This is a genomic window from Pedobacter sp. ok626 (genome assembly GCF_900100435.1).
In the GTDB taxonomy this organism is placed as follows: Bacteria; Bacteroidota; Bacteroidia; order Sphingobacteriales; family Sphingobacteriaceae; genus Pedobacter.
Window position 1 is genome coordinate 20,960 of sequence record NZ_FNEX01000028.1, and the last position, 25,301, is coordinate 46,260.

27 protein-coding genes are annotated in these 25,301 nt (G+C 38.9%); 16 read left to right on the forward strand and 11 right to left on the reverse strand.

What is annotated here, in order from left to right; translation table 11 throughout:
• Positions 1-1,149 (reverse strand): DNA polymerase III subunit, encoded by a 1,149-nt coding sequence (locus BLS35_RS26635; protein WP_090787504.1) that lies wholly within the window; start codon positions 1,147-1,149, stop codon positions 1-3.
• Between the two features lie 249 nt (positions 1,150-1,398).
• Here BLS35_RS26635 and ruvX point away from each other — a divergent pair, with 249 nt between their 5' ends.
• From ruvX to BLS35_RS26680, 8 genes are all read left to right on the forward strand, one after another.
• Positions 1,399-1,815, forward strand: a complete 417-nt coding sequence (gene ruvX, locus BLS35_RS26640) for a Holliday junction resolvase RuvX (RefSeq protein WP_090787507.1) — start codon at positions 1,399-1,401, stop codon at positions 1,813-1,815.
• Complete coding sequence (locus BLS35_RS26645; RefSeq protein WP_090787510.1) at positions 1,812-2,447, forward strand: O-methyltransferase; 636 nt, start codon at positions 1,812-1,814, stop codon at positions 2,445-2,447. Before ruvX ends, BLS35_RS26645 begins: the two co-directional genes overlap by 4 nt.
• A gap of 3 nt (positions 2,448-2,450) precedes the next feature.
• Positions 2,451-3,128 carry a glucosaminidase domain and LysM peptidoglycan-binding domain-containing protein gene (locus BLS35_RS26650; RefSeq protein ID WP_090787513.1) on the forward strand — a complete coding sequence of 226 codons (678 nt, stop codon included), beginning with the start codon at positions 2,451-2,453 and terminating at the stop codon, positions 3,126-3,128.
• The gene (locus tag BLS35_RS26655; RefSeq protein ID WP_090787517.1) at positions 3,128-4,039 is read left to right on the forward strand and encodes a glucosaminidase domain-containing protein; all 912 of its coding nucleotides are present in this window, start codon (positions 3,128-3,130) and stop codon (positions 4,037-4,039) included. The genes BLS35_RS26650 and BLS35_RS26655 overlap by 1 nt, the downstream gene beginning before the upstream one ends.
• Before the next feature lie 48 nt (positions 4,040-4,087).
• Positions 4,088-4,840 (forward strand): hypothetical protein, encoded by a 753-nt coding sequence (locus BLS35_RS26660; protein ID WP_090787520.1) that lies wholly within the window; start codon positions 4,088-4,090, stop codon positions 4,838-4,840.
• Positions 4,841-5,243: 403 nt separating this feature from the next.
• Positions 5,244-6,284: a DUF3078 domain-containing protein gene (locus BLS35_RS26670; protein WP_090787523.1), complete on the forward strand. Its 1,041-nt coding sequence runs from the start codon at positions 5,244-5,246 to the stop codon at positions 6,282-6,284.
• A gap of 83 nt (positions 6,285-6,367) precedes the next feature.
• Positions 6,368-7,702 (forward strand): signal recognition particle protein, encoded by a 1,335-nt coding sequence (gene ffh / locus BLS35_RS26675; RefSeq protein WP_090787526.1) that lies wholly within the window; start codon positions 6,368-6,370, stop codon positions 7,700-7,702.
• A gap of 74 nt (positions 7,703-7,776) precedes the next feature.
• Entirely contained in the window at positions 7,777-9,315 is a 1,539-nt protein-coding gene (locus BLS35_RS26680) for a YifB family Mg chelatase-like AAA ATPase (protein WP_090787530.1), read from the forward strand.
• On the opposite strand, the gene BLS35_RS26685 is transcribed toward BLS35_RS26680, so the two are convergent.
• The 5 genes from BLS35_RS26685 to BLS35_RS26705 all read right to left on the reverse strand — a co-directional run bounded on the left by BLS35_RS26685 (position 9,312) and on the right by BLS35_RS26705 (position 12,835).
• Complete coding sequence (locus BLS35_RS26685) at positions 9,312-9,581, reverse strand: hypothetical protein (protein WP_090787533.1); 270 nt, start codon at positions 9,579-9,581, stop codon at positions 9,312-9,314. The genes BLS35_RS26680 and BLS35_RS26685 overlap by 4 nt on opposite strands.
• Positions 9,582-9,614: 33 nt before the next feature.
• Positions 9,615-11,048, reverse strand: coding sequence for a COG3014 family protein (locus BLS35_RS26690; RefSeq protein WP_090787536.1), 1,434 nt, complete (start codon positions 11,046-11,048; stop codon positions 9,615-9,617).
• Positions 11,049-11,074: 26 nt separating this feature from the next.
• Complete coding sequence (locus tag BLS35_RS26695; RefSeq protein ID WP_090787619.1) at positions 11,075-11,668, reverse strand: penicillin-binding protein activator LpoB; 594 nt, start codon at positions 11,666-11,668, stop codon at positions 11,075-11,077.
• A 32-nt stretch (positions 11,669-11,700) separates the two neighbouring features.
• Positions 11,701-12,099 carry a hypothetical protein gene (locus tag BLS35_RS26700; protein ID WP_090787539.1) on the reverse strand — a complete coding sequence of 133 codons (399 nt, stop codon included), beginning with the start codon at positions 12,097-12,099 and terminating at the stop codon, positions 11,701-11,703.
• A gap of 136 nt (positions 12,100-12,235) precedes the next feature.
• A complete protein-coding gene (locus BLS35_RS26705) occupies positions 12,236-12,835 on the reverse strand; it encodes a TlpA family protein disulfide reductase (protein WP_254779157.1) in 600 nt (199 codons plus the stop codon).
• A 169-nt stretch (positions 12,836-13,004) separates the two neighbouring features.
• Between BLS35_RS26705 and BLS35_RS26710 the strand changes: the two genes are divergently transcribed.
• Genes BLS35_RS26710 through BLS35_RS26720 form a run of 3 tightly spaced genes read left to right on the forward strand, consistent with a single transcriptional unit; the run spans position 13,005 to position 14,987 of the window.
• Positions 13,005-13,871: a TraB/GumN family protein gene (locus BLS35_RS26710; protein ID WP_090787544.1), complete on the forward strand. Its 867-nt coding sequence runs from the start codon at positions 13,005-13,007 to the stop codon at positions 13,869-13,871.
• Positions 13,872-13,873: 2 nt separating this feature from the next.
• Complete coding sequence (locus BLS35_RS26715) at positions 13,874-14,377, forward strand: RNA polymerase sigma factor (RefSeq protein ID WP_090787547.1); 504 nt, start codon at positions 13,874-13,876, stop codon at positions 14,375-14,377.
• Positions 14,367-14,987 carry a hypothetical protein gene (locus BLS35_RS26720; RefSeq protein WP_090787550.1) on the forward strand — a complete coding sequence of 207 codons (621 nt, stop codon included), beginning with the start codon at positions 14,367-14,369 and terminating at the stop codon, positions 14,985-14,987. Before BLS35_RS26715 ends, BLS35_RS26720 begins: the two co-directional genes overlap by 11 nt.
• A gap of 2 nt (positions 14,988-14,989) precedes the next feature.
• Here the strand turns inward: BLS35_RS26720 and BLS35_RS26725 are convergent, their stop codons facing one another.
• The 3 genes from BLS35_RS26725 to BLS35_RS26735 all read right to left on the reverse strand — a co-directional run bounded on the left by BLS35_RS26725 (position 14,990) and on the right by BLS35_RS26735 (position 17,685).
• Entirely contained in the window at positions 14,990-16,243 is a 1,254-nt protein-coding gene (locus tag BLS35_RS26725) for a hypothetical protein (protein WP_090787553.1), read from the reverse strand.
• A complete protein-coding gene (locus BLS35_RS26730; protein WP_090787556.1) occupies positions 16,240-16,830 on the reverse strand; it encodes an RNA polymerase sigma factor in 591 nt (196 codons plus the stop codon). The genes BLS35_RS26725 and BLS35_RS26730 overlap by 4 nt, the downstream gene beginning before the upstream one ends.
• Positions 16,831-16,977: 147 nt before the next feature.
• Positions 16,978-17,685 carry a DUF4397 domain-containing protein gene (locus tag BLS35_RS26735; protein WP_090787558.1) on the reverse strand — a complete coding sequence of 236 codons (708 nt, stop codon included), beginning with the start codon at positions 17,683-17,685 and terminating at the stop codon, positions 16,978-16,980.
• Between the two features lie 277 nt (positions 17,686-17,962).
• Here BLS35_RS26735 and BLS35_RS26740 point away from each other — a divergent pair, with 277 nt between their 5' ends.
• Positions 17,963-18,427, forward strand: coding sequence for a pyrophosphohydrolase domain-containing protein (locus BLS35_RS26740; protein WP_090787561.1), 465 nt, complete (start codon positions 17,963-17,965; stop codon positions 18,425-18,427).
• 161 nt (positions 18,428-18,588) lie between these two features.
• Here the strand turns inward: BLS35_RS26740 and htpG are convergent, their stop codons facing one another.
• Positions 18,589-20,478: a molecular chaperone HtpG gene (htpG, locus tag BLS35_RS26745; protein ID WP_207909199.1), complete on the reverse strand. Its 1,890-nt coding sequence runs from the start codon at positions 20,476-20,478 to the stop codon at positions 18,589-18,591.
• A gap of 151 nt (positions 20,479-20,629) precedes the next feature.
• Here htpG and BLS35_RS26750 point away from each other — a divergent pair, with 151 nt between their 5' ends.
• Genes BLS35_RS26750 through def form a run of 4 tightly spaced genes read left to right on the forward strand, consistent with a single transcriptional unit; the run spans position 20,630 to position 24,648 of the window.
• Entirely contained in the window at positions 20,630-21,613 is a 984-nt protein-coding gene (locus BLS35_RS26750; RefSeq protein WP_090787564.1) for a DUF2157 domain-containing protein, read from the forward strand.
• Entirely contained in the window at positions 21,610-22,797 is a 1,188-nt protein-coding gene (locus BLS35_RS26755; RefSeq protein WP_090787567.1) for a hypothetical protein, read from the forward strand. Before BLS35_RS26750 ends, BLS35_RS26755 begins: the two co-directional genes overlap by 4 nt.
• Positions 22,798-22,839: 42 nt before the next feature.
• Positions 22,840-24,069, forward strand: coding sequence for a M16 family metallopeptidase (locus tag BLS35_RS26760; protein ID WP_090787570.1), 1,230 nt, complete (start codon positions 22,840-22,842; stop codon positions 24,067-24,069).
• 18 nt (positions 24,070-24,087) lie between these two features.
• Positions 24,088-24,648: a peptide deformylase gene (gene def, locus BLS35_RS26765; protein WP_090787573.1), complete on the forward strand. Its 561-nt coding sequence runs from the start codon at positions 24,088-24,090 to the stop codon at positions 24,646-24,648.
• Here the strand turns inward: def and BLS35_RS26770 are convergent.
• Positions 24,645-25,286: a peptidase associated/transthyretin-like domain-containing protein gene (locus BLS35_RS26770; RefSeq protein ID WP_090787576.1), complete on the reverse strand. Its 642-nt coding sequence runs from the start codon at positions 25,284-25,286 to the stop codon at positions 24,645-24,647. The two genes, def and BLS35_RS26770, sit on opposite strands and share 4 nt — an antisense overlap.
• Between the last annotated feature and the right edge of the window lie 15 nt (positions 25,287-25,301).

Genomic DNA, 25,301 nt, shown 5'->3' on the forward strand with positions numbered 1-25,301 from the left:
TTAATTGTATATATGTTGAGTCCCTTTCGGGAACGTTTTAAACTTAATTATTTTTACCAATTGTAAAGATACATCTAAAAACAGAATTTTAGGGTTTGCATTTCGTTCGATGTGATAATGCGCCTTTTCCAACTCTGAGATAATGGCATCCGCCATGTTCAGATCTAATACATGCGTTGATAATTTTTTAGCGGTTTCTAGTGCCCTAACAGGCAATTTCACCAAATCATCAGCCCCGCTAAGCAACAAACTACACTCGCGTAAAAAGCTGATTCCATATTTTAAAAAGTTCTTTTGATTCTCTCTTCCCCAGCTTGCGGCCTGCTCTACAAAAATCGTTAAATCAAGTACCCGATTCCCATAGCCCATTCGCAACCACTCCGCAAACTTATCTGCATTATCGTTGTGTGTATTGGCCACCAACGACTTTGCCTCAATTAAATTCCCATCTGCCAGAAAGCTATACTCTGTCGCCTGATTTTCTGATAAACCATGTCCTTCCATCAAATAATGCTCGATGGTTGCATGAGAAAGTTTGGGAATTTTCACAATCTGTGTACGTGATAAAAGCGTAGAAAGGATTTGCTCCTGGTTATTAGCAACCAGAATAAACAACGTATTTTGAGGTGGTTCTTCGATAATTTTAAGTAGCGAATTCCCTTCTTTATCCAAATACTCGGGTAACCACATAATCAGCACCTTTGTTTCTGCCTCAAAAGCTTTATAGCTTAATTTTTTAATGATATCATGACACTCGGCAATGTTAATATTTGCTTGTTTGTTCTCTGCACTTAGCTTAGACCGCCAGATATCCATATCAAAATAGGCATCTGCAAGCAACATACCTCTCCACTCTTCCAGCACATCAACCGCTGTTTTTACATCCTTTGAAGCAAAGAATGGATAAGAAAAATGCAAATCGGGATGAATATACCGTTCGTATTTACGACATGAGGAACAAACACCACAGCTATCATCGTCCTGCTTATCTAAACAATTGATGTATTGGGCATAAGCAATAGCTAAAGCCAAAGCCCCGCTACCATCGCTTGATAGAAACAACTGAGCATGACTAATCCTGTTCTCGGCAACTGTTTGTATCAATTGCTGCTTTATATTCTCCTGTCCGACGATCTCTTTAAATTGCATTTGGTGCAAAATAACAATTTTTTAAGACTTGGATATAATACCCCTTAAGAAGTTGACATTTCAGATAGGGACAAAGCCTACACTCTGGTTGTATTGAGAAGTCTGAGTAGTAGTTTTCTTTTGCTTTCCTATTGCTATCCTTTTGCTATTGTTTTGCTATCCTTTTGCTCAGGCAATAGAGAAGCAGGTTTAAAGCAAGATAAGAGCAATTTGATGGCAATACGAATTGACTTACTTATCTTTGCCCACATGCCCAGAATTATTGCTTTTGATTATGGAACCAAGCGTATCGGTATAGCCGTTACTGATCCCCTGCAAATTATTGCAACCGGACTGGATACCATACATCCTAAAGATATTATAGAATATTTGAAAAAATATATGTTAACCGAACAGATAGAGGCTTTTGTTTTGGGTGATCCGAAACAAATGGATGGCTCGCCCTCAGACTCGGCACAACATGTAAAGGGATTTTCTACAACATTAAAAAAGACCTTTCCCGATATCCCCCAACACTGGATTGACGAGCGTTTTACGTCTAAACTTGCCCATCAGACCATCATGCAAAGCGGATTAAAAAAGCAAGATCGACGGAATAAAGAAAGAGTAGATACCATATCAGCAACCATAATTTTGCAATATTTTATGGAAACCCAACGTTTATGAGCTTAATTAATGACGACATGCAGCAACTGCTGCTCAACTATTGTGAACCTGAAACTGAACTGCTACAAAGGATAGATCGGGAAACGAACCTTAAGGTTTTGTTGCCCAGAATGCTTTCCGGACACTATCAGGGTCGTGTATTGAGCATGCTTAGCAAAATGGTGAGCCCCAGCCGAATCCTTGAGATTGGGACCTTTACCGGCTATGCAACACTCTGTCTGGCCGAAGGCTTAACAGAGAATGGACTCATTTACACACTAGACATCAACGAAGAACTGGAAGAAATGGTCCGTAGTAATTTTGCTCAATCAGCATACAATGACAAGATAAAGTACATCCTGGGGGATGCCACTGAAACGGTCAATGCACTGAATGAAACCTTTGACCTGGTTTTTATTGATGCTGACAAAAAAAACAATGGTACGTACTATGACCTGATTTTCGACAGGGTAAGACCTGGCGGGCTCATCATTGTGGATAATGTACTGTGGAGTGGAAAAGTATTGAACAGCAACCCAGACAAGGACACTAAAAATATTACGAACTTTAACGATAAGGTTTTGGCAGACAATAGAGTAGAAAAACTTATTCTCCCGGTTAGAGACGGCTTGTTTGTCATCAGAAAAAAATAAAGTATGATTAAAAAAGCACTGTACACCTCGCTATTCCTAACCTGCTTTACTTTTAGCGCCAATGCGCAAACCATCGAAGATTACATCAATAACTATGCGGAACATGCGCAAGAGTTGATGCGGGAGTATAAAATTCCTGCAAGTGTTATTCTGGCTGTTGCCATTCATGAATCGGCCGCCGGAACTAGCAAAATAGCCAGATACCTAAACAACCATTTTGGAATTAAGGGAGCAAACAGCAATACAGAAATCCGATCTTCATACCGCGATTATCCAACCGCAAATGAATCTTACGATCACTTTTTGGAATTTCTGAAAAGCAGGGGCTCCTTTAGCAGTTTGTTTGACAAATATGACCAGTACGACTATAGAAACTGGGCCAGAGGGATTCAACGTGGCGGATATGCCAGAAGTCGGACCTGGGCCTCTCAAATTATTGCCATCATTAAAAAGAACGAGCTTGTTCAGTATGACGAGCGGCCTGACGACTATATAGAACCCGTTGCAAAACCGGCTCCATCAAGCAAACGTAAGTCTACCTCCTCAAAAATTTATACGGTTAAACGTGGCGACAACCTGCACAACATTGCAAAAGTACGCCGCACAACTCCCGCAGCAATTATGAAAAAGAACGGTTTAAAAAGCCACGCCATTAAACCCGGACAAAAACTTAAATTATAATGAACAACAAAATACTATTAGCATTATTAGCCGTTGTATTTTTTAGCGCCTGTAAATCTAGAAAATACAGTCACAACAATAAACAAATAGAAAAAGCCGCCAACAAGGCCAATCCTGATGCTAAATCATATACTACCCTCAATTATATTGAGTCTTTTAAAACTGTTGCCATAGAGGAAATGAACAAGAATGGCATCCCGGCAAGTATTACCCTGGCTCAGGGCATTATAGAATCTGGAAGCGGTAACAGCAGTCTGGCCAAATATGCCAACAACCATTTTGGCATTAAATGCACATCTGATTGGAAAGGGAAAGGTTATTATAAGGACGATGATAAAGTTGACGATTGTTTTAGAGTATATAAAGATGCCCGCGAATCCTATAGAGACCATTCGGAGTTTTTAAAAAGAAAGCGTTATAGTGCCTTATTTGAGCTGGATAAGAATGACTATAAAAATTGGGCTTTGGGCCTAAAACAGGCTGGTTATGCTACTAATCCTAAATATCCGGATATGCTGATTAATGTGATTGACAGATACCAGCTTTACCAATACGATTTACCAGAATCCGAAAAAGATAAAATTAAAAGGGAGGACAAAGTATTTTCTGAAATCAATGCCAACATACCCAATGAGAAAAAGAAATTTACACCTGTTATCAATCCTCCTTCAAAGCAGGTGATGAAAACCCCTGACACCTTAAGAATTTCTACTACAATAGTAAAAGACACCACCAGCGCAGAAACAAATACTGCGCCCATATTTAAACCCGGGTCCTACACAGTTAAGCAAGGCGATACGCTTTATGGCATTTCCAAAAGATTTGATGTGAGCATTGATACTTTAAAATCGCTAAACAACCTGAGCGATGTCGGAATTAAAATAGGCCAAAAACTCATCTTAGTTAAATAATGTTAATGATTATTTAACCGCTATCATTATCTTGTATTTTTGTATTAAATGAAGTTTTATAGCCTGGTGCTCCTTTTTTACTGTTTAACATTTAAAGCTTTTGCCCAACAAACGTCGGTGCAAGGCTTTGTGATAGATAAGGATTCCAAACTTAGGCTAGCAAAAGTGTACATCTACAATTCGGCCAATGACGAGGGCATTTACAATACGCCTAAAGGAGAATTTACCATTAAAGCTAAACCAGGCGATACACTATTCGCTGTTTTACAAGGATATGCTTTAGATACTGTTGTCATAAACAATCAAAAGGCCTTTTATTTTCAATTGAAACCTTTAGGTATTTCACTTCGCGAAGTCTCCATTGTAGGCAATAAATACACGCCAAAGGAACTTCATGAAAAATCCTTAAAAGAATACAAATACGCGTTGGACAAGGGAAAGGCAAAAGACCTGCTTAATCTAGGCCTGGGGGGTGCCGGATTGGGTATAGATGCCATTTATAACCTACTTAGCCGTCAGGGTAAGAATGCCCGGCATTTGCAAAAAATACTGGAAAGAGACTACCGGGAAGCTATTGTTGATTATCGGTTTAAACCAGATTACGTAAAGCGCGTTTTACAAATTGGTGATTACGAAGCAGAAGATTTTATGTTGCAATACCGTCCGTCCTACGATTTTGTTTTAACTGCTTCGGATTATGCTTTTGTGGTTTACCTAAAAAACAACTACACGAATTATAAACGTAATCCTGCGGCATTCCGACTACCCACCTTGCCCAAAATAAATATTGAAACATTTTGAAACCGTTCTTCCTAGTTGTCGCAAAAATACCTGCTGATGCCATGGCGATCTTCCCTTTTATTCTTTTAAAGCACAAAAGACAAAAAAACGATTCCGTGCTGGTGAACCATGAGCGGATACACTTGCGACAACAATTGGAACTCCTCGTCTTCCCTTTTTACTTATTATATCTATTGAACTATCTGATTTTGCTCCTCAAGTACAAAAACCATTATCAAGCCTATTTCAATATCGTTTTTGAAAAAGAAGCTTATGCGTCCCAAAATGACCTGAATTATTTGAAGCGGAGAAAGTTTTTCTCCTGGCTTAGATATCTCTAAAAGACGCACATTTCTAGTGGACTTATCCAATTAGTTTACTATTAAACTTTTAATCCGTCACTTTTTTGTTTTTCTTTGTAACAATGAAGATTTTTTATGCCTCCCTACTTCTTGTTTTTAGCGGTATTACAAAGCTGTATGCTCAGGAGATCGACACCATCCCAATTAACACCAAGGGGCTTGATATTAAATTAAAGCGCAGTCCACTGCCGTCAAGAACTGGTACAATCCCTTTTAAACCTGTGGAGTTAAGCCCTATGGTGGTAGATGCCCGGGTAAATTACTGGAAAACCAAAACCTCTGTCGGCATTAACGTAAACCAAGCCACATTTTCCGACAACTGGAAAGGTGGAGGTGTAAACTCCCTTGCCGTGGGCGGGATTGTAAATTATAAAGCGGAATACAGCAAGGAAAATTACAGTTACGTAAGCGAGGTAATTTTAGAGTACGGTAAGGTTAAAAATAAAGATCAGTTGCAAAAGAAAACCCGAGATCGGATTTTCTGGGATAATAAAGCCGCATTGCAATTGTCCAAAAACTGGTACTTCTTCGGTTCGATCAACTTTGAGTCTCAGTTTGATTCAGGTTTTTCTTATAAAAGAAATGCCACTACAGGTGACGAAGAGGCAACACTTATTTCAAAGTTCATGACACCCGGTTACCTGACGGAATCCTTCGGTTTTGAGTACAAGCCAAATAAGTACTTTTCTACCAGAATTGGTACGGGTAGTGCGCGACAAACTTTTGTATTAGATCAATCAATATATATTACAAAAGACCCTACTGACCCCAATAATCAAGAAAAGTGGACAATAGCCCCGATTAAATATGGTGTTGATTACGGCAAGAAATTTAAAAATGAACTGGCCTTCCAGATCGTAAGTAATTTCGAAAAAGAAGTAATTACCAATACAGTGCTTAAAGCAAGGTATCAGATGTTTATTCCTTACGACAGGGCTCTAAATCAAATTGATCACCGTTTGGATGCTTCCATAACCTCCAAATTAAACCGGCTGATGAACGTTTCATTAACCTGCGTGGGTTTATTTGATAAAGACAACGATAAGAATGTACAATGGAGCCAGGCACTCTCACTTGGTGTATCATTCTACTTCCCTCGTTAATACTTTTTAATTAATCTCAACTGTTTCCTTCAAAATTAATACCTTTGAGGCTACAAAAAATTGAACACTAAGCATTAAAGACAATGTTTGAAAATTTACAGGATAAGCTAGATCGTGCGTTTAAGGTCTTAAAAGGACAAGGAAGCATTACAGAAATCAACGTGGCCGAAACCATGAAAGAGATCCGTAAGGCTTTATTAGATGCCGACGTAAACTATAAAACGGCAAAAACCTTTACCGATGAGGTAAAAGAAAAAGCTTTAGGCTTAAATGTACTTACAGCTGTTTCTCCGGGTCAATTGCTGACCAAAGTGATGAATGATGAGCTGACGGCCTTAATGGGCGGTGAGGTTACTGAATTAGACTTAAAAGCAAACCCAACAATTATATTAATTGCAGGTTTAAATGGTGCGGGTAAAACTACTTTTACCGGAAAACTGGCCAACTACCTTAAAGGCAAAGGCAAAAAACCTTTATTGGTAGCGGGTGACGTTTACAGACCAGCAGCGGTAGATCAGCTGCAAATACTAGGTGAGCAGATCGGTGTTCCGGTATATGCAAATACGGCATCTAAAGATCCGGTTGCTATTGCGCTGGAAGGTATTGCTGAAGGTAAAAAACAGCATAACAATGTAATCATTATAGATACAGCAGGCCGTTTAGCAATAGACGAGCAGATGATGGACGAGATCGCTGCTGTAAAAGAAAGCACTAAACCACACGAAATCCTATTTGTTGTGGATGCCATGACCGGACAGGATGCGGTTAACACGGCAAAAGCATTTAACGATAGGCTTGATTTTACCGGCGTTGTATTAACCAAATTAGATGGTGACACCCGTGGTGGTGCAGCACTTTCAATTAAATCTGTAGTCAACAAACCGATCAAATTTATCGGTACTGGCGAAAAGATGGAAGCCCTTGATGTGTTCTATCCTGAAAGGATGGCTTCACGTATTTTAGGGATGGGTGACGTGGTTTCATTGGTTGAGCGTGCGCAAGAGCAGTTTGACGAAAAAGAAGCTGCAGAACTTCAGAAAAAGATTCGTAAGAACAAGTTCGACTTTAACGACTTCTATAATCAGATCCAACAGATTAAAAAAATGGGTAACATGAAAGACCTGATGGGCATGATACCTGGTGTTGGAAAAATGATGAAGAACGTTGAAATTGAGGACGATGCTTTTAAAAATGTAGAAGCCATTATCCAATCAATGACTAAGTATGAGCGTGAAAATCCAGATAGTATTCAACAAAGCAGACGCTTACGTATTGCTAAAGGATCTGGAAATAAAATTGAAGAAGTAACCAAACTGATCAAACAGTTTGAAGATATGCGTAAGGTAATGAAGCAGTTCTCTAACCCGGCTACAGCTGCCAGGATGATGAAGAATATGCCTAAAATGCCACAGAGATAAAAAAGGTTGGTTTTCTTAACCAACTAAACCTCTAATCAGTATAGATTCACACTTAGGACATCTAATGTGAATCTATGCTGATAAAAACATATGGCAGCGCCGTCTTTGGCGTAAATGCCTTAACCATCACCATCGAAGTAAGTATAGGCGGGGGCAATCGCTACCATATTGTTGGCTTGCCCGACAATGCCATTAAAGAAAGCTTGAGAAGGATTGAAAGTGCCATCCAATCGGCGGGACTTAAAATGCCTCGACAAAAGATTGTCATCAATCTGGCCCCAGCCGATATCCGCAAAGAAGGATCAGCTTACGACCTCCCAATCGCCATCGGCATTTTGGCTGCCTCAGGGCAAATAGAAAACACAGAGCTAGACAAATACTTTATTATGGGAGAATTGTCCTTAGACGGCGGCCTACAGCCTATAAAAGGCGCATTACCCATATCTATACAAGCCCGGTCCGCGGGCTTCAAAGGTTTTATACTACCCTGGGATAATTCTAGAGAGGCTGCGATTGTAAATGAACTTGAAATTTACGGAATGCGCAACCTATCAGAAGTCGCTGCATTTTTTAACGGGACAGCGCGGCCCGATCCTGTAATCGTTAATACCAGAGATCAGTTTTACAATAATGTAAGCAACTATGAGCAGGACTTTTCGGATGTAAAAGGCCAGGAAAACATAAAAAGAGCGCTGGAAATTGCCGCTGCCGGCGGACACAATCTGATCCTAATTGGCCCTCCAGGAGCCGGAAAGACTATGCTAGCTAAGCGTCTACCCACCATTCTACCTCCTTTAAATCTTCAGGAAGCATTAGAAACCACAAAAATACATTCTGTAGCCGGAAAGCTAAATGCGGCCGAATCATTAATGACGGAGCGTCCTTACCGCAGCCCCCACCACACGATTTCGGACATGGCTTTAGTCGGTGGCGGGGCCAATCCACAGCCTGGCGAAATCTCACTAGCTCACAATGGTGTCTTATTTTTAGATGAATTACCAGAGTTTAAGCGCAGTGTGCTCGAAGTGATGCGCCAACCCCTCGAAGATCGTTGCGTAACCATTTCAAGGTCACGTTTAAGCGTCGAATATCCAGCTAGTTTTATGCTGATTGCCTCTATGAACCCCTGTCCATGTGGCTTTTATAACCATCCCGAGAAGGAATGCATTTGTGGTTCGGGGGTCGTTCAAAAATACCTCAGCAAAATCTCCGGGCCTTTATTAGACCGTATTGATTTGCATGTAGAAGTAACGCCTGTAAATTTTAACGAATTGACTTCTGCTTTGGAAACAGAAAAGAGCGCCACTATCAGAGAAAGAGTAATTAAAGCTCGTGCGGTTCAGGACTCCCGTTTCAGCACCACCCAAAACTTATATTACAACGCGCAAATGAGTCCTAATATGGTTCGAAATGTTTGCAAAATAAATGATGCGGGCCAGAATTTGATTAAAAAGGCAATGGAAAAGCTGGGCCTTTCAGCCCGTGCTTATGATCGTATCTTAAAAGTATCCAGAACCATTGCCGACCTTGCTGAAAGCAAAGACATTAAATTAGAGCATCTGGCAGAGGCGATACATTACCGAAGTCTGGACAGGGATAGCTGGTCTGGTTAATCTAAAAGATCTTCCTCCGCATCCTCTGGGTCTTCCTCCTCTTCTTCTGGTACATGCGCCACAATCGCACGGCCTATGGCATTGATCTCTTCATTGGTCTCAAACGTAGGTAAAGCAGTCACCTCATCAAGCTTTAACCATTGCTCTTCTGTATCCTTTTGAATGTGTACGTACTCTTTTCCATCTTTAAAAATAACGTAAGTATCTTCCCCTTCTGGAAATACCGCATAATCTATTGTCCCTATTGTAATGTCGAATGGTTGCATATTGTATTCTATTGTTAGTTGTATTAAAACGGCTTACCGTAAAGTTGAGTAATTATAAAACTGTAGCTTTCCTGTCCCTGTAATTTCTATTGTTTTCGATTCCTCAGCCCCTGATGCGTTTTTTAAACTCAGGGTTATGGTATTGCTTCCTTTTTGCAAAGGTATGCGTGTATAGTTAATATTGGCGGGTAAAGATTGCCAATTTCGTGTATCCGCTTTTTCGGAAAGTAAACCATATAGCTGCATCCCAAATCCCAGGCCTTCTAGCAAAGCATTGTCTTTCCCATCTTTCCCACTCCCTTTTGAACTTTGCTTAAGCACATATTCTGCGCTCTTTTTCACTGCCAAACGTGTCAAGACCTTGCCCATCTCTTTCATAAATCGCTGGCTCAGGGTTTTAAAAGCCAGCTCATTAATATCTTCTGCCTTTTCAAACGAAACGGTTTCCGTTCCATTGCTTAAACTAGCAGAACTGTAATAAGGCGCTTGGGCAACATATTTTGGATAAGTAGCTCTTAAGCTCTCTACGCCGTTCAGGTTAAAATTACCATCACTATAGCCATAATTAAACGGAATAATGATCGTGCCTCCGAGATTGGTAAAAAACAAGTCCCCCCCACTGCCTTTAATTAAAGAGAAGAAAAACTCTTCCTGCTGTTTTACTGGTGCCAGGCCATTCTCCCAAAAGAAAATAAGCTCTCCACCTTCAGGTGCTGCATTAGGTTGGTATTTCATACCAAATAAACCTTCAAAACGGCCCAATTCAGCGGTAAAGCCATTCAAATAGGCCGTCCTCAGCACATCGCGCTTAAGTTCCTCTGGCATTTTTGTCCCATAATAGGTCTGATTTTCGCTTTTCAGATATACCTCTGCGGCATTTCTATAAGCTATAAAAGCATTGTTTATGTCTCTATCACTTTCATAAATCAATCCCTGAAGCATCAATGAGAAGGCATCTTTTGAATAACGGCTATCTTTATCATTAAACTTATCCCCTTGTTCCTGTGATTGCAGACTGATTCGTCTCGCCTCCACGATGGCATCTTCCGTTTTGTTCAGGTACAAATAGTTCAAGGCTTTGTAATAATGGATCATAAACTTTTCAAAATCCTCGCCCTTATAGCGTTGCGTCATTGGATTTACCAAAGTTCCCACTACTGCATCCATAGCGCCACCCATTCCATTCTCCAGAAGCTGATCGGCTTCGTTAAAATATCGGTTGCTACTTTCATAATCGCCAACAAGGTGACTGGCTTTCCCTTTTTCCATTAAAAAAAGGAGCTTGTTTCGAGGTTTTTGTAACAGCTTGTTCTTATCCAGTTCTTTCACTGCCTCGGCATAATTACCTGCAGAGATTTGCTTATAATAAGACGCAATCATGTCATTATAGCTGGAACAACCGAAAAGAAAAAGCATCACTCCTAAAAAGAATGATGCTTTAAAGATATTCCTACGGATATGTGTCATATTATATTTAGCCGGTATAATGCCGACTAATTTTTAACGTATTTAGCTATTTTCTTATCACCAATCCAAACAACTTCGTTGGTCTGGATATTAGTAAGTTCTAAATTCACCTGGTAATACACTACTTTTTTGCGTTTATGTGAATCTACAATAGAGTTAATGGATCCTTGAAGAATATAATCAGCTCCATTTTCCAATCCGAATTTCTTCATCGTAGAGATCGTTGCATTATCTTGCTGATCAGCTTTTTCTCCACGTAGCTCTTCTCTCTTTTTACCGCCCTGTACCAAACGTACGCGCTCACTTTTAATAAAAGCCTGCTCTACATCTTTAACAAAAGTTTCGGCATCAATATGTTCATGGCTTTTGTTTTGCATTACACCAACAATAACTACAGGTCTTTTACCTTGATGTTCTTCGAGGTGAGTTGATAACCACTTACCACCCAAAATTGTCTGTGTCATCTCTTCTGCTACAAGTCTCGAATCTGTATTGTTCCAATTGCCACTTACATCAATAGCCTGATCGGTACTTACACGTGTTACTTGTCGCGAACAAGAAGTGATTATCATTCCAGAAACGGCAATCGCCGCAATAGTCATTATCCTTTTTACCTGCATTTTTTTGAATATAAAGTTTTTAAATATGCTGTTTACCATCCGTACCACGGTCTGCTGTTGCCAAAGCCAAAACCCACATGGGCACCATAACCAAAACGGCCGCCAAAGCCATAGTTGCCATAGCTGATTGAAGGATAAGAATATGGACTGCCATAATAATATCCGCCGTTAAGCTCTAACTGAAAATTACGGTCCCTTCTTTGCTTCCTGCGCTCTTCACGGGCCTCATACCAATCATATGCTTTATAGGTCTTTTGAACTGTGGACCCTTGATCACGATTCAAAGAATCGGCCAATTCGATATACTTCGCTCTGCTTTCCTGATGCCTAGGATTCTGATCTTTTATTGGATCAACTTTTTGCGCATAGCCAGCTGTTCCGTAAGCTACTCCTACGATACAACTCCATACAAAAATCAAATTTCTTTTCATCTGTATATATTTTAATAAGCCTCGATTTGCCTCATCTCAGGTTAATCGAATCCTTGTTTAATGCTCTATAAATTTACAGAATTTTTAACTTTCTGTAATCATTTAACCTATTTTAACTTTAAGACCTAAATAAGGGCTAATTGTTACTCTCTTTTAACTTTTTTATAAAATCTATGAATTTTGGGCTAGCATAATTTGCAGCCCCTACTTCGTTGTAAGATATGCGTCCTTGTTTATCAAATACTACGGTAGTTGGCAAAGAACCTTTAAAAATCTGTTCTGGAATATTGCTAGCGACAGCAAAAACTGGCATTTTATAATCCTTTTCATCCATAAACTTTTTCGATTTTGCAAAATCACTATCAGCGTCTACCAGAATAAAAACTACGTCTTTATCGTCCTTAAACTGCTCATATAGCTTGTTTACAGAAGGCATCTCGGCTAGGCATGGAGGGCACCAGGTAGCCCAGAAGTTCAGAAAAATAACTTTTCCCTTTAGGTTTCCCAGGTCAACAATACGACCTGAAGCATCCTTAAAGCTAATCCCCGACAAGTCGGCTGCAGCTTCTGGAGTTGCATTTTCCTTAGGGATTTCAACGGACGGCCTAAAAAGACCAATCTCCATCAAGCCACGAATCATTAGAGCCTTTGCCGATGGCACAAAAATAAGTATCAGGAAAAAGCCCAGGAACAGCCCGTTTATAATATTCTTTTTATTAAAAATCTTCTTCATCATCTATTAGTAAAGCGCTTTTCTGTAAAGCTACGAGATTCGTCGCTCAACAAGCCCAATTAAGACAGGTTTTGACATTTCATTGTTAATCTTAAAAATTATTTAAAAATAATCTGTAACGAATCCTATATCCCAAATACTTACTCTATGAAAACCCAAAAAACTATCTATTATGAAAAATTTATTCTGTACCCTTCAACTTATCGCCTCCTTAATTTTTACAGTTAATCTCAAGGCGCAACAAAAACAAACTACAAATTCCCTGTTATGGGAAGTGAGTGGAAATGGCTTAACCAAACCATCTTACGTTTATGGCACCATCCATATGATCTGTGAACCAGATTTCTTGATCAGCGACAAAACCAAAAGCGCCATAACAAGTGCCGATGACCTCGTATTGGAACTAAACTTTAACGATCCCGCAGAAATGGTAGATCTTCAAAAATCAATAGTATCAGCAGTTCCATTAAGCAAAAAACTAAGCCCCTCGCAGTTTCACCGATTAGACTCGGTATTGACCTTAAAAACAGGAACATCATTAAAAACACTGGATCAGCTTACTTTAGCCGCCGTAACCAGCTTCGCTATTTCTAAAACACTTCCATGTTCGGAAATCAAATCTTATGAAGTTGAATTTATTAATTTTGCCAAAACACAAAACAAAACCATTGGCGCACTCGAAACCGTGAAACAACAAACAAACTTCTTTGCAAAAGCATTTAGCGATGACGAATTGGTTAATCAGATTACTGGTTTCGATGATTACAAAACTGTATTTAGTGATATGATTCGTGCCTACAAAATGGAAGATCTAGGTAAGGTTAGTGAAATACTAAACGACAAGAAATGGGGCAACACGGAGGAGAGCAATAAATGGTTGCTACAGGTTAGAAATGCCAACTGGGCCGATCAAATGCCCGCAATGATGAAAAACAAAAGCTGCTTCTTTGCGGTTGGTTGCGGACACTTACCTGGAAAAGAAGGCATATTACAATTGCTAAAAAATCAAGGCTATACGGTGAAACCCATAATGAAATAGTTTTGAAAACAAGAGAAAAAGAATTTCTTGACCAAGTAGAAACCCACAAAGGAATTATACATAAGATCTCCAGAATGTATATGGACGATGATGACGACCAGAAAGATCTGTTTCAGGAAATTATCTGCCAACTATGGAAATCATATGACTCCTTTAACCACCAAAGCAAATTTTCCTCATGGATGTATCGCGTGGCGCTCAACACCGCAATTGTATATTTCAAAAAGCAAAAACGAAAAGAAGATGCCTATGCCACAATTGCCCATGAAATTGAGGTCCCAACAGATGACGCCGAAACTAAAGAAATACAGCTGGCACACTTTTACAAAGCATTGCAACAGCTAGACAAAATTGAAAAAGCTTTGATGTTCTATTTCCTTGAAGATTACTCGCACAAAGAAATAGGAGAGAACCTGGGGATTAGTGAAGGAAATGCAAGAGTTAAACTAAACAGAGCGAAGAACAAATTAAAAGAACTTATAAAGAAACAAGGATATGAATTTTGATGATATAAAATCTGCCTGGGGCAAGGACTCCGACAACAACATAAAAATACCTAATAAAATAGAGGAAATTAAGCGCGCAGAATTACCTCTTGATAAAATTAAAAGGAACATGCGACACGAGTTTGTTGTACAGGCACTATCTATTCTACTAATTGCATTTGTACCCCAAGTTTATCATTTTAAACCTGTACTCCTTTTACCTTTTAATGCGATATACATCCTGTTTGTGGTTACCTGCGTTTATTTTTTTGCACGCTTTTATGCCTTTTACAAACGTGTTGGCGCAAGCTCATTAACGACAAAAGATGCTTTATATCAGATAAATTATGACATCAAGCTAAATATGGAACTTTACAAAATGTTTAGCTATATGCTGTTCCCCTTTGTTTTGATGATACTAAGCTTATTACTCATTAACCTAAAATACGATCATGTTGTAAGCTTGCTACAGTCGGATGTAACGCATACTACTTTTTACCTCTATTTTGGACTAAGTGTTGTAATGATCTTTGCTGTCCTTCATTTCTCCGCAGTATATTGGCTAAAAACCTATTATCAAAAGTATGCAAAGGAGATTGAAAACATCTTAAAAGAATTGAAGGAAGAATAATCCTAGAAATCAAATTTCAACCGGAGTCCTGTGCCAATTAGGTGCAGGTTATCCTTTGTAAACTCCTTCATCGGAAGCTTCATAAAAGGCTCTACTGCAAATGATTTATTACCGGATATTTTCTGTTTAAAGCCAAAGGAAATGTTATAAAACCCTAAATACTTATCGTTCGGTAGCTCGGCAGATGGAACAGGTTCCGAAACAGTCTTGGTCGTAAAAACAGCTTTTAGTGCTAAGGTATTTGATGCATCCTGAACCGCATATTCAAGAGACCCTTTCAGGTAGTTATTGTTTTGCTTCTGGCTTAAAACAGCAAAAGCAGATACACCAACATTGGTGTAAAACTTTTTGCTGAGGCTATACTTAATTCCAAGAGGAATATCGATCCCTACCACGTTGGCATCAACAGACTGCAAGGTTTGGGTATTGCTAACCACAGCGGTTGTAGTTGGCGAGTCATAAGTATTTCCTCCGCCGGTCATGCTTTTTGAGGCCCCCATTTCATTATAAGATATACCCGAGCTAATAGAAACTTTATCGGATAATACAAAACCTAAACTTACGCCATACCCCATATTTAATTTTTTACTGTTACCAATAGAAGGCGCAAGAACTAATCCCATTTCCCATTTATCCGCTTTTTTAGCACTCGACTTTGCCGATGCCAACACATTACTGTTCGCTTTTACCTCCGCATCCAGAAAATCCTGAAAGCTGCGAGGTTTATCTTCTTTAATTGGGTTGTTTTCTTTTACCGGAACTTTGGCCATGCTAGCAGAATCCACAACCGCAGAGATTATATTATTTTTCTTATCCGGAGTTGTTGGATTAGCATTTACTATATTATTTTGCACTGGTATAACCGTCGGCTGCTCGTTAGAAACAACGGCTTGCTGAACGGCCTTATCAGGTTTAACGGTGACAATTAAAGGAGTATTTAAATTATCTGCTATTCTACGTTCAGGTACCGCTGTTAACGGTGTATTTGACAATGTGTCTGTACTTTGCTTATCTGTTTTATGATTTGCCTGTTCTTGTACAGGTAGGTGTTCCACTGCGTTATTATTGTTATAAAATACAGCAAAGCCAATTAAAAGTACGGCAGCCGCACTAGCTAAGCTTGCTAACCATAACCAGCCACCACTTTTTCTTTCTTTTTTCTCAAAGCGCTCCCATGCACCGGGAACATAAACCTCCTCGTGCTCCGTCAAACTTTCCTTTATGTGAGCAAACAGCTCGTCATCTGCCCTTTTCATATTTTTCGGATATTTTGTGTTGTCGGTTCATATGAATTCATCAGGGAGTTTTTATACAGCTCTCTCAACTTGTTCTTTGCTCTTGTTAAATAAACCCTACAGGAGCTTTCGGGGATGTTTAGCATTTTTGAAATCTCTTCATGCGAAAAGCCTTCAATTTCGTACATATTAAAAATCAATTTATGAGTTTCAGGTAGCTTATTCAATAGTTTCATAATATCCTGCACATTTAACTGCGACACTGCATTTAATTCAGTAAGCGGTTGCTGCTCTTCAGTAATATCATCTACGTATAAAAAAGTCTTTTTACCTCGTAAAAAATCGATAGCCGTTCGGGATGAAATTCTAGCTATCCAGCCTTTAAAGGCTTTTTGCACCTGATCATTATATTTTGGGGCACTAAACTGACCTATATTCTTAAAAACCTTTATAAAACTATCATTAACCAACTCTTCTGCATCATTTCGGTCCTCAACATAACGTAAAGTTACGCCCATTAAATAGCCGTAGAATGATTTATATACCATCTCTTTACTCTTGTTGTCATTCTTTAAACACCCTCTTATAGCGTCCTCAAACTTGAGCATCCTTTCTTAAGCAGTTAGGGGTTAGTTTATACGTTTTCCATTAATATACGTCTTTTTGTTGGGACAATATCACCTCATCATCTTCAATATTGCTTCATTCTTTTATTAGAGGCTGTCCAATTGAACAACCTCCAATATAAGCAGATATTATTTGTGTGTGTAAATTGCAGCTCCTAATTTCAAACTGTCGATTGTTGCAGTCGAAATTCCTTTTGCATAAACAGTATAGATTTTACCACTCTCTATTTTAACATTTGGCAGGGTTGTTTTAGTTGCACCTGTAGCATCATTAATGTTAAACGTTACGCTTGTGCCTGGATCAACTGAAGTAAAGCTTGTATACTCATAAAATGCTTTTCCTGTAAACAAATCTGCATCTTTTCCATTAATTCTAAGGCTTAATGCAGGCGCATCTGAACTTAAATTGATGAAACGAACTTTAGCTTTATCAGCAGCAGGTGCGCTTAAGTCATCTTGAGTTAAAAGGAATTTTTTAGTGTTTGTATTCACTGTATCCAATACAAAAATAGAGTAGAGCTCGCCCGAAACCAAGTTGAAACGCTCAGAAGCTAAAGCTTTATTTGATCCTCTTTTAGCTATGCTTAGCGCTCTGTTTCCTGGAAATAAGTTTTTATAATCAATTTTACTATTGAATTTGAATGATTTACCATTCACTCTTGTTTGATCAACATAAAAATCTAGAGAATCTGGTGCTGCGAAGGCATTAATCATAGAAAGACCTGCCACCTGAACAGTCTCATATCTGTCTTTTGAGCAAGCTACAAAAACTACAGATACAGTAAGTACGGCAATAAAGGCTTTAAATATCGCTTTGAAATTATTCACTTTTTTCATAATCATTTACTTTTTAAAGGGTTAAGATTCTTCATTGCTGAAGTCCTCATTTTTATTTTTTGTAAAACAATCGGTTAATGGCCATTAACTATTTTTCTATTAAAACGAGGCTTACTTAAAAAACGCTACAACAGTGTACATTTTTTATGATAGTACAAAAATGTACTTCATGTATTGCGGGGATATTTGCGCGAGTCGACCAAATTAATTTTATTACATTAATTTTGGCACGGAATAAATAAGTGTAAATTTAAATCACAAAATAACTCATTAAAACATGCAGGAAGCAAATTCATTAAACCAGGTAGCAGAGTTTCATAAAACATTTAAGCATCCAATAAAAGAAACTCCAGGCATTCCTTCTAGAGAAAGGGCGAACTTAAGGGTATCCTTACTGGCAGAAGAACTTAACGAATTGAAACACGCTATTGAAACCAACAATTTTGTAGAGGTTGCCGATGCATTGTGCGACCTACAATATGTACTGGCAGGTGCAATATTGGAATTCGGATTAGCTGATAAATTCAAAACCCTTTTCGATGAAGTGCACCGCTCTAATATGAGTAAAGCTTGCAAATCAGAAGAAGAAGCCAATCAAACGATACAACATTATAGAACAACCCAGCAGTGCGATGCATATCATAAAGAAGAGGATTCCTTGTTTTTAGTGTATAGGTCTAACGACAATAAAACCTTGAAATCTATCAATTACTCTCCTGCTGATCTACAAGGCATTCTTTAACATTTCGAGAACAGAGATTGAAAAATAAGGAAGGCCTGTGTTATTTGACACAGGCCTTCCTTATTTTTTTCAGAAAAAAATTACCTTCTCAGAGAAGGCCTAGGAAATTTTGCCTTTCTTCAGGGCAAAAGATTCCAGTCTTCGAAGAGAATGGTCATTTTTTAAATCAATTCTACACTTCTGCTTACAAAAGCAGTCAATTCCGCTCCTGTCAACATTCCCTGCGCAAGCAAAGCTAAATCTACAGCCTGTTTGGCCAATAAACCTTGCTCTGCTTCATTATCAGTTGCAATGATTTTTCCAATTAACTTATGGTTACCGTTGATGGCTACTTTATAGCTATCTGGCATATTGCCATAAAAGCCCATTCCGCCACCCATTGCGGCCATATCTTTCATACGACGCATAAACTCATCCATAGTTACAGTTACCGGTAACTCTTCAGGGTTTAAGCCTACAATTTCTACGCTATATCCTGGCTTGGTGATTGCTTTTTCAAAGATCTCTTTAACTTTTTTAGACTGATCTTCCGACAATACCGATTCTACATTCTCATCTTTATCAATCAACTTGCTTGCTACGCTTGAATCTACGCGTTTTAACGACGTTTTCTCAAGCTTCTGCTCCAACTGGCTGATGAAGTGATTATCTATCGGAGAATTCATCAATAATACATCGTAATCCTTTTTATTGGCCGACTGGATAAAACTATCTTGTTTTGCCGGATCGTTAGCGTAAATGTAAACTACCTGTCCGTTTTTGTCGGTCTGTAGGTCTTTTACCTTATTGTGATACTCTTCTAATGTGTAATGCTCTTCTTTAGTATTGGTTAACAAAGCGAAGTCTTTTGCTTTGTCGTAGAATTTCTCTTCGCTTACCATACCGTATTTCACGAATAAGCCAATGTCACTCCACTTTTCCTCGTAACCTTTACGGTCCTTATTGTACAGTTCCTGCAACTTATCCGCTACTTTTTTAGTGATATAGCTGTTGATCTTTTTAACGTTGCTATCTGCTTGCAAGAAACTTCTTGACACATTCAATGGAATATCCGGTGAGTCAATTACACCGTGTAATAACATCAAGAACTCAGGAACGATGTCTTTAACCTCATCAGTAATGAACACCTGACGTGAGAACAACTTGATTTTATTGCGTTGCATATCAAAATCATTCTTCACTTTAGGGAAGTACAATACACCCGTTAAGTTGAAAGGATAATCTACATTCAGATGGATCCAGAATAATGGATCTTCCGAGAAAGGATACAATTGCTTATAAAATGCAAGGTAATCCTCATCTGACAAATCTGCAGGTGCTTTTGTCCAGATTGGATTAGTTGTATTGATGATGTTATCAACCTCAACACTTTTAGTTTTAGGCTTGCCTTCTTCATCTTCCCCATCTGGTTCTTGCTCTGTTTTAGTGCCAAACTTAATTGGAACAGGTAAGAACTTACCATATTTATCAAGAATTTCTTCCAGCTTATTTTTGCTTAAAAATTCTTCAGATTCTGCGTTAACATGTAATATGATCTGTGTGCCTCTTGTCGTTCTATCACCTGCGGTAATTTCATATTCGGTACTACCATCACATACCCAACGTGCAGGCTCCGCGCCATCCTGATAAGAAAGTGTTTGGATCTCTACCAAATCAGCCACCATAAATGCAGAATAGAACCCTAACCCGAATTTACCAATGATTTCGTTGGCATCTTTTGCATCCTTAAACTTCTCAACAAACTCGCTTGCACCCGAAAATGCAACTTGATTGATGTATTTTTTTATCTCTTCGGCGGTCATACCTAAACCATTATCTGTAATGGTAATGGTCTTCTTCTCTTCATCTACCGCAACCTCTACAAGTGGGTTACCTAGTTCTCCACTGTATTGTCCAAGAGCCGCTAAACGTTTAATTTTTTGTACCGCATCAACGGCATTGGATACAAGCTCTCTTAAAAAGATCTCGTTATCTGAATACAGGAATTTCTTGATAATTGGGAAAATGTTCTCCGTGTGAATGGATATGCTTCCTTTTTCTTCTATGCTCATATGTAAACTCATTTTTAAGTACATAACACACCTATCAATGGCTATTCCAAACTAACTATGTTGTCAAATTGACAGTAAGCTCGCTGCAAATCTATCTGCTTACTACTCCAAATAATTTTGCTATACTTGACATACATTAACTCTTTTGATCATGAACACCGGTCTATATGAAAAACTATTTGAGGAAGGTTGCATCCGACAAGAAACCTTAGATAATATCCGCGAGAAAAAACGCAATCAATTGTTCTCGTTACATTGGGAATTGAAATCTCTGCTCTATCTAGGCGTGATGTTGCTGAGTACCGGTTTAGGCATTCTTATTTATAAAAATATAGATACTATTGGTCATCAGATTATTTTAGCCTTTATTGCCGCTGTATGCATCGGTTGTTTCTTTTATTGTTATCGCCGAAAAAAGCCCTTCAGCAAAGAAAAAGTAAATTCTCCAGACTCCCTTTTTGACTATCTATTGCTGCTGGCTTGCCTCAGCTTCCTGATTTTTATCGGCTACCTACAGTTTCAGTACGGCGTATTCGGAAATAATTATGGTCTTGCAACCTTTATTCCAATGTTGATGCTATTTTATGTGGCATACGACTTTGACCATCTGGGAATCCTGTCTATGGCCATCACCAACTTAGGTGTTTGGCTGGGCATCTCGGTAAATCCCATGACGTTGTTATCAAATATAGCAGAAAGCGACGGTCGAACCTTCATTTTAACTGGGTTATTTCTTGGCTTATTTTTGGTCCTTGTTGCTTTTCTAACGGAACGCTTCCATATCAAAAAGCATTTTCATTTTACTTATCTTCATTTCGGTACACACGTGACCTTCATCGCGCTTTTATTTGGGTATTTCGAAGATTCCAAGAACGAATTTTCTATCCTATGGATCATCTTGTTACTTGTTTTTACCTGGTATATTTACAACAATGCAATCCGCCATAAATCTTTCTATTTTTTGCTTTTGTGCACGATTTATTCTTACATCGCCATCTCTGCATTGGTAATTCACTTCCTGGTAAAAGGAAATGATATGGGCGTAGTTTATCTTGGCTTCTTTTATTTCATTATCTCAGCCATCGCATTTATAAAAGTGTTAGTTCACCTAAATAAGAAAGTAAAATCCTTATGATCATCTACAATAAAGAATGGCTTAACAGCACTAGCATTCAGCATGAGGCCGCAATTGCATTTGCACAAGGAGATATCGATACAGAGGAGCATAATAACATAAAGAAGAAGTATCCTGTAGGTTTTTACAGCCCCAATATCTTTATGAGAGCAGGGATATTTTTGCTCACGCTGGTTATACTCAGTTTCAGCATAGGCCTTTTAAGCTTGTTCCTATATGATTTTAAGATCATCGATTCTTTCTACTACCTCCTTTTTCTTGGTGTGGTAACTTATGTTGCTTTAGAATTTATGGTCATTGTAAAGCATCATTATCAGTCTGGCGCAGATGATGCTTTAATGTGGGTATCTGCAGGGCTGCTGCTCTTCGCTTACATATTTATGATGGACAGCATTTCTCTTTCTAAAAAGATCCAACAGGAGGAGCTTTTTATCTCTGGTTTTATCTTTCTCCTTTCTGCCTATTTTACGGCTAGATTCGCTGATATTTTAATCGCAATAACTTGCATGCTTTCGTTTGCAGCCTTTATCTTTTATGGATGGATGGAGATCGGATTTTATGCCCTTCAAACATTGCCTTTCCTGATGATGGTACTTTCTGGAGCAATATATTATGCCGCCGATCTACTGCTCCAACGTAGAATGTACCCATTCTATAACAACTGCATCAGCGCTATAAAAATGATAAGCCTGCTGCTCTTATATCTATCTGGAAACTACTTTATTGTGCGAGAACTTGGGGCAAGCCTGAGCGATGCTGCATTAGAAGAAGGTCAATATATTCCCTTTGCCTGGTTCTTTTGGCTATGGACTTTTATCATCCCTTTGTTATATATTGGCTTCGGACTGAAGAAAAAAGATGTTGTTTTACTTCGTGGAGGGTTTATATTAGTGGCAGTGGCGGCTTTTACCTTTAGAAATTATTACCATATTCTGCCAACAGAACTGGTACTTGTACTGGTAGGTATTGCTTTAATTGGTATTGCCTGGTTTACAATGAAGTATCTAAAAAGCCCTAGAAACGGCTTTACAGCTGCAGAAATAGCGGATGGACATATCTTAGATAAGATTCAGGTGGAATCTCTTATTGTTGGAGAAACACTTTCCAGTCAGCCGGTTGGTACAGATTCACATCGTATGGGTGGTGGAAATTTTGGCGGTGGCGGCTCTAGCGGTAGTTTCTAATGCCTATCGCTTTTCGTTAATCTTACGTACCTTTGCGCCTTTATGGAATACAACGTTCATACCTTGCCAAATGGCATTCGCTTACTTCATGTGCCTTCAGCATCGGCAATATCTCATGCTTGTATCATCATAAACAGTGGTTCGAGAGATGAAAAAGAGGACAAATCTGGCCTCGCCCACTTTATTGAGCACCTGGTATTTAAGCGTACAGAAAAGCGTAACACCAACCAAATCCTGAACAGACTGGAAAGTGTAGGTGCCGACTTAAATGCATACACCACTAAAGAATATACCTGCATTCATGCTTCCTTCCTTAATCCATATCTGGATAGGACTTTAGAGCTATTTAACGATATTGTTTTTCATTCTACCTTCCCTGAAGATGAAATAGAAAAGGAAAAAAGTGTAGTTCTGGACGAAATCGCATCTTATCTGGACCAACCTGAAGAAGCGATCTATGACGACTTTGAGGACCTTGTTTTCGCAGGGCATCCACTAGGCCGAAACATATTAGGAACGACTGAGAGCGTAAGTAAACTAGACAAAAAAGATATTCTACAGTTCATTAAAGACAATTATCACACGGACAAGATAGTAGTTGCGGTGCTGGGGAACTACACCTTAAACAAGGTAGTAAAGGTTGGATCGAAGCATTATGCAGACATCCCGGCCAATCTGCATGGTTTATCTAGAATTGCTCCTATAAAGAATGTTGCAATTACTCAAAGCTTTCAAAAGCCCATTCAACAGGCACACGCCATGATGGGTACCCAAGCCTATTCCTTGCACCATCCTTATAAAACGGGGCTTTTATTACTGAATAACCTGATTGGGGGTACCGGAATGAGCTCTATTTTGAACTTACAAATCCGCGAAAAATACGGCATCGCCTATACCATTGAAACCGGATACAGCCCACTTAGCGACACCGGTATTTTTACCTTATATTTTGGTACTGATAAAGAGAAAGTAAGCAGAGCCTGGTCGCTAATTCTTAAAGAATTTAAAAAAATAAAGGATCATCCTTTGACAGAAGTTCAGCTCCAAAAGGCAAAAAATAAGTTCATTGGACAAATAGCGCTAGGCGAAGAAAACAGGATCGGCTTAATCATCGCGATGGCAAAAAGCCTGATTGATTATGACAAAATCGATGATCTCGAAACTGTATTTAAGAAAATTCAGGCCGTTAGCACTGCTGATATGGCCAATATTGCCAACGAAATATTAGATGAAAGTAATCTTACAGCCCTAACCTTTTATCCTTTAGGGTAATATTTGTACTTTTGTACCATGAAATTTCCCATTATAGCTTACGGAGATCCGGTTCTTAAAAAAGTGTGCACACCAATTGACGAGAATTATCCGGATCTAAAACAATTAATCAGCAACATGTTCGAAACCATGTACCACGCACATGGCGTTGGGCTGGCCGCTCCACAAGTGGGTTTGCCGATACGCTTGTTCATCGTAGATACAGGGGCAGATGAGAATGATAAAAGCAAGTTTAAAAAGGTCTTCATCAACGCCGAAATCATCGAAGAAACAGGCGAGCCTTGGGCTTTTAATGAAGGTTGCTTAAGTATCCCTGACATTAGAGAAGATGTAATGCGCAAACCTAACATCCGTATCAAATATTACGATGAGAACTGGGTACAACATGAGGAAGAAGTTACTGGAATGCCTGCACGTGTAATACAACACGAATACGATCATATCGAAGGAAAGCTATTTACAGACACTTTAAGTTTATTGCGTAAAAGAATGCTGAAAAGCAAGCTAGATGCGATTTCTAAAGGAAATATAAAAGCTGACTATAAAATGCGTTTTCCGAATCAGAGCAGAAAGCGCTAGTTGCTTTCGCTTCTAACCTTATCTCCTTTAAAGATAGATTGCATCAATTTACCCCATGCAAATGGGTTTAATAGCGGATTCGTTTGAACCATGTTCTTGTTTAAAGCACGATCATGGTTTAGCCTATTGTTGATACTTTGAATCTCTCCACCATCCCTTGGTAGGGTCATCATTAGCCCACCAAGACTCTCAGAAGAAAGATTTCGGGCGGCAATAACGTAATCATCATCTGCAATCTTCATAGACATAAAATCCCTTGTGAAGTCCTCTACGGTTGCCCATGGATAAACCCGTACGGTCGGCAAGTTTACAATCTCTGCCTTCATTTTAATCATGGCGGTATACTTACTGTCATTAATTTGCGAAGGAATAGCCAACAATAAATCTTTATAACCAACTGCACTATACAATATCGTATCTCCAGGATGCGCTATAAAAGAGAAATATCCTTTATAGTTGGCGGCATAGCGTTGTTCCTTATTGGTTAAATTGGTAACCGTTACATAAGGAACAACTGTATTACTATCCACATCGGTAATAATTCCGGCGAATTGAATCAATTGTTTCTCCTTAGTAATTTGCTGAGCAAATACTGAAGAAACAAAAAGAGACAACATGATGGTTAGCAAATACTTCATATTACAAAAATAGCT

Coding starts and splice junctions, on each gene's coding strand:
- BLS35_RS26710 (WP_090787544.1), top strand. CDS start 13,005: ATGAAAAATTTATTCTGTACCCTTCAACTTATCGCCTCCTTAATTTTT.
- BLS35_RS26680 (WP_090787530.1), top strand. CDS start 7,777: ATGCTGATAAAAACATATGGCAGCGCCGTCTTTGGCGTAAATGCCTTA.
- BLS35_RS26735 (WP_090787558.1), bottom strand. CDS start 17,685: ATGAAAAAAGTGAATAATTTCAAAGCGATATTTAAAGCCTTTATTGCC.
- BLS35_RS26760 (WP_090787570.1), top strand. CDS start 22,840: ATGGAATACAACGTTCATACCTTGCCAAATGGCATTCGCTTACTTCAT.
- def (WP_090787573.1), top strand. CDS start 24,088: ATGAAATTTCCCATTATAGCTTACGGAGATCCGGTTCTTAAAAAAGTG.
- BLS35_RS26720 (WP_090787550.1), top strand. CDS start 14,367: ATGAATTTTGATGATATAAAATCTGCCTGGGGCAAGGACTCCGACAAC.
- BLS35_RS26725 (WP_090787553.1), bottom strand. CDS start 16,243: ATGAAAAGGGCAGATGACGAGCTGTTTGCTCACATAAAGGAAAGTTTG.
- BLS35_RS26770 (WP_090787576.1), bottom strand. CDS start 25,286: ATGAAGTATTTGCTAACCATCATGTTGTCTCTTTTTGTTTCTTCAGTA.
- BLS35_RS26655 (WP_090787517.1), top strand. CDS start 3,128: ATGAACAACAAAATACTATTAGCATTATTAGCCGTTGTATTTTTTAGC.
- BLS35_RS26695 (WP_090787619.1), bottom strand. CDS start 11,668: ATGCAGGTAAAAAGGATAATGACTATTGCGGCGATTGCCGTTTCTGGA.
- BLS35_RS26755 (WP_090787567.1), top strand. CDS start 21,610: ATGATCATCTACAATAAAGAATGGCTTAACAGCACTAGCATTCAGCAT.
- BLS35_RS26670 (WP_090787523.1), top strand. CDS start 5,244: ATGAAGATTTTTTATGCCTCCCTACTTCTTGTTTTTAGCGGTATTACA.
- BLS35_RS26650 (WP_090787513.1), top strand. CDS start 2,451: ATGATTAAAAAAGCACTGTACACCTCGCTATTCCTAACCTGCTTTACT.
- BLS35_RS26685 (WP_090787533.1), bottom strand. CDS start 9,581: ATGCAACCATTCGACATTACAATAGGGACAATAGATTATGCGGTATTT.
- BLS35_RS26705 (WP_254779157.1), bottom strand. CDS start 12,835: ATGATGAAGAAGATTTTTAATAAAAAGAATATTATAAACGGGCTGTTC.
- ffh (WP_090787526.1), top strand. CDS start 6,368: ATGTTTGAAAATTTACAGGATAAGCTAGATCGTGCGTTTAAGGTCTTA.
- BLS35_RS26690 (WP_090787536.1), bottom strand. CDS start 11,048: ATGACACATATCCGTAGGAATATCTTTAAAGCATCATTCTTTTTAGGA.
- htpG (WP_207909199.1), bottom strand. CDS start 20,478: ATGAGCATAGAAGAAAAAGGAAGCATATCCATTCACACGGAGAACATT.
- BLS35_RS26635 (WP_090787504.1), bottom strand. CDS start 1,149: ATGCAATTTAAAGAGATCGTCGGACAGGAGAATATAAAGCAGCAATTG.
- ruvX (WP_090787507.1), top strand. CDS start 1,399: ATGCCCAGAATTATTGCTTTTGATTATGGAACCAAGCGTATCGGTATA.
- BLS35_RS26660 (WP_090787520.1), top strand. CDS start 4,088: ATGAAGTTTTATAGCCTGGTGCTCCTTTTTTACTGTTTAACATTTAAA.
- BLS35_RS26740 (WP_090787561.1), top strand. CDS start 17,963: ATGCAGGAAGCAAATTCATTAAACCAGGTAGCAGAGTTTCATAAAACA.
- BLS35_RS26700 (WP_090787539.1), bottom strand. CDS start 12,099: ATGAAAAGAAATTTGATTTTTGTATGGAGTTGTATCGTAGGAGTAGCT.
- BLS35_RS26645 (WP_090787510.1), top strand. CDS start 1,812: ATGAGCTTAATTAATGACGACATGCAGCAACTGCTGCTCAACTATTGT.
- BLS35_RS26750 (WP_090787564.1), top strand. CDS start 20,630: ATGAACACCGGTCTATATGAAAAACTATTTGAGGAAGGTTGCATCCGA.
- BLS35_RS26730 (WP_090787556.1), bottom strand. CDS start 16,830: ATGCTCAAGTTTGAGGACGCTATAAGAGGGTGTTTAAAGAATGACAAC.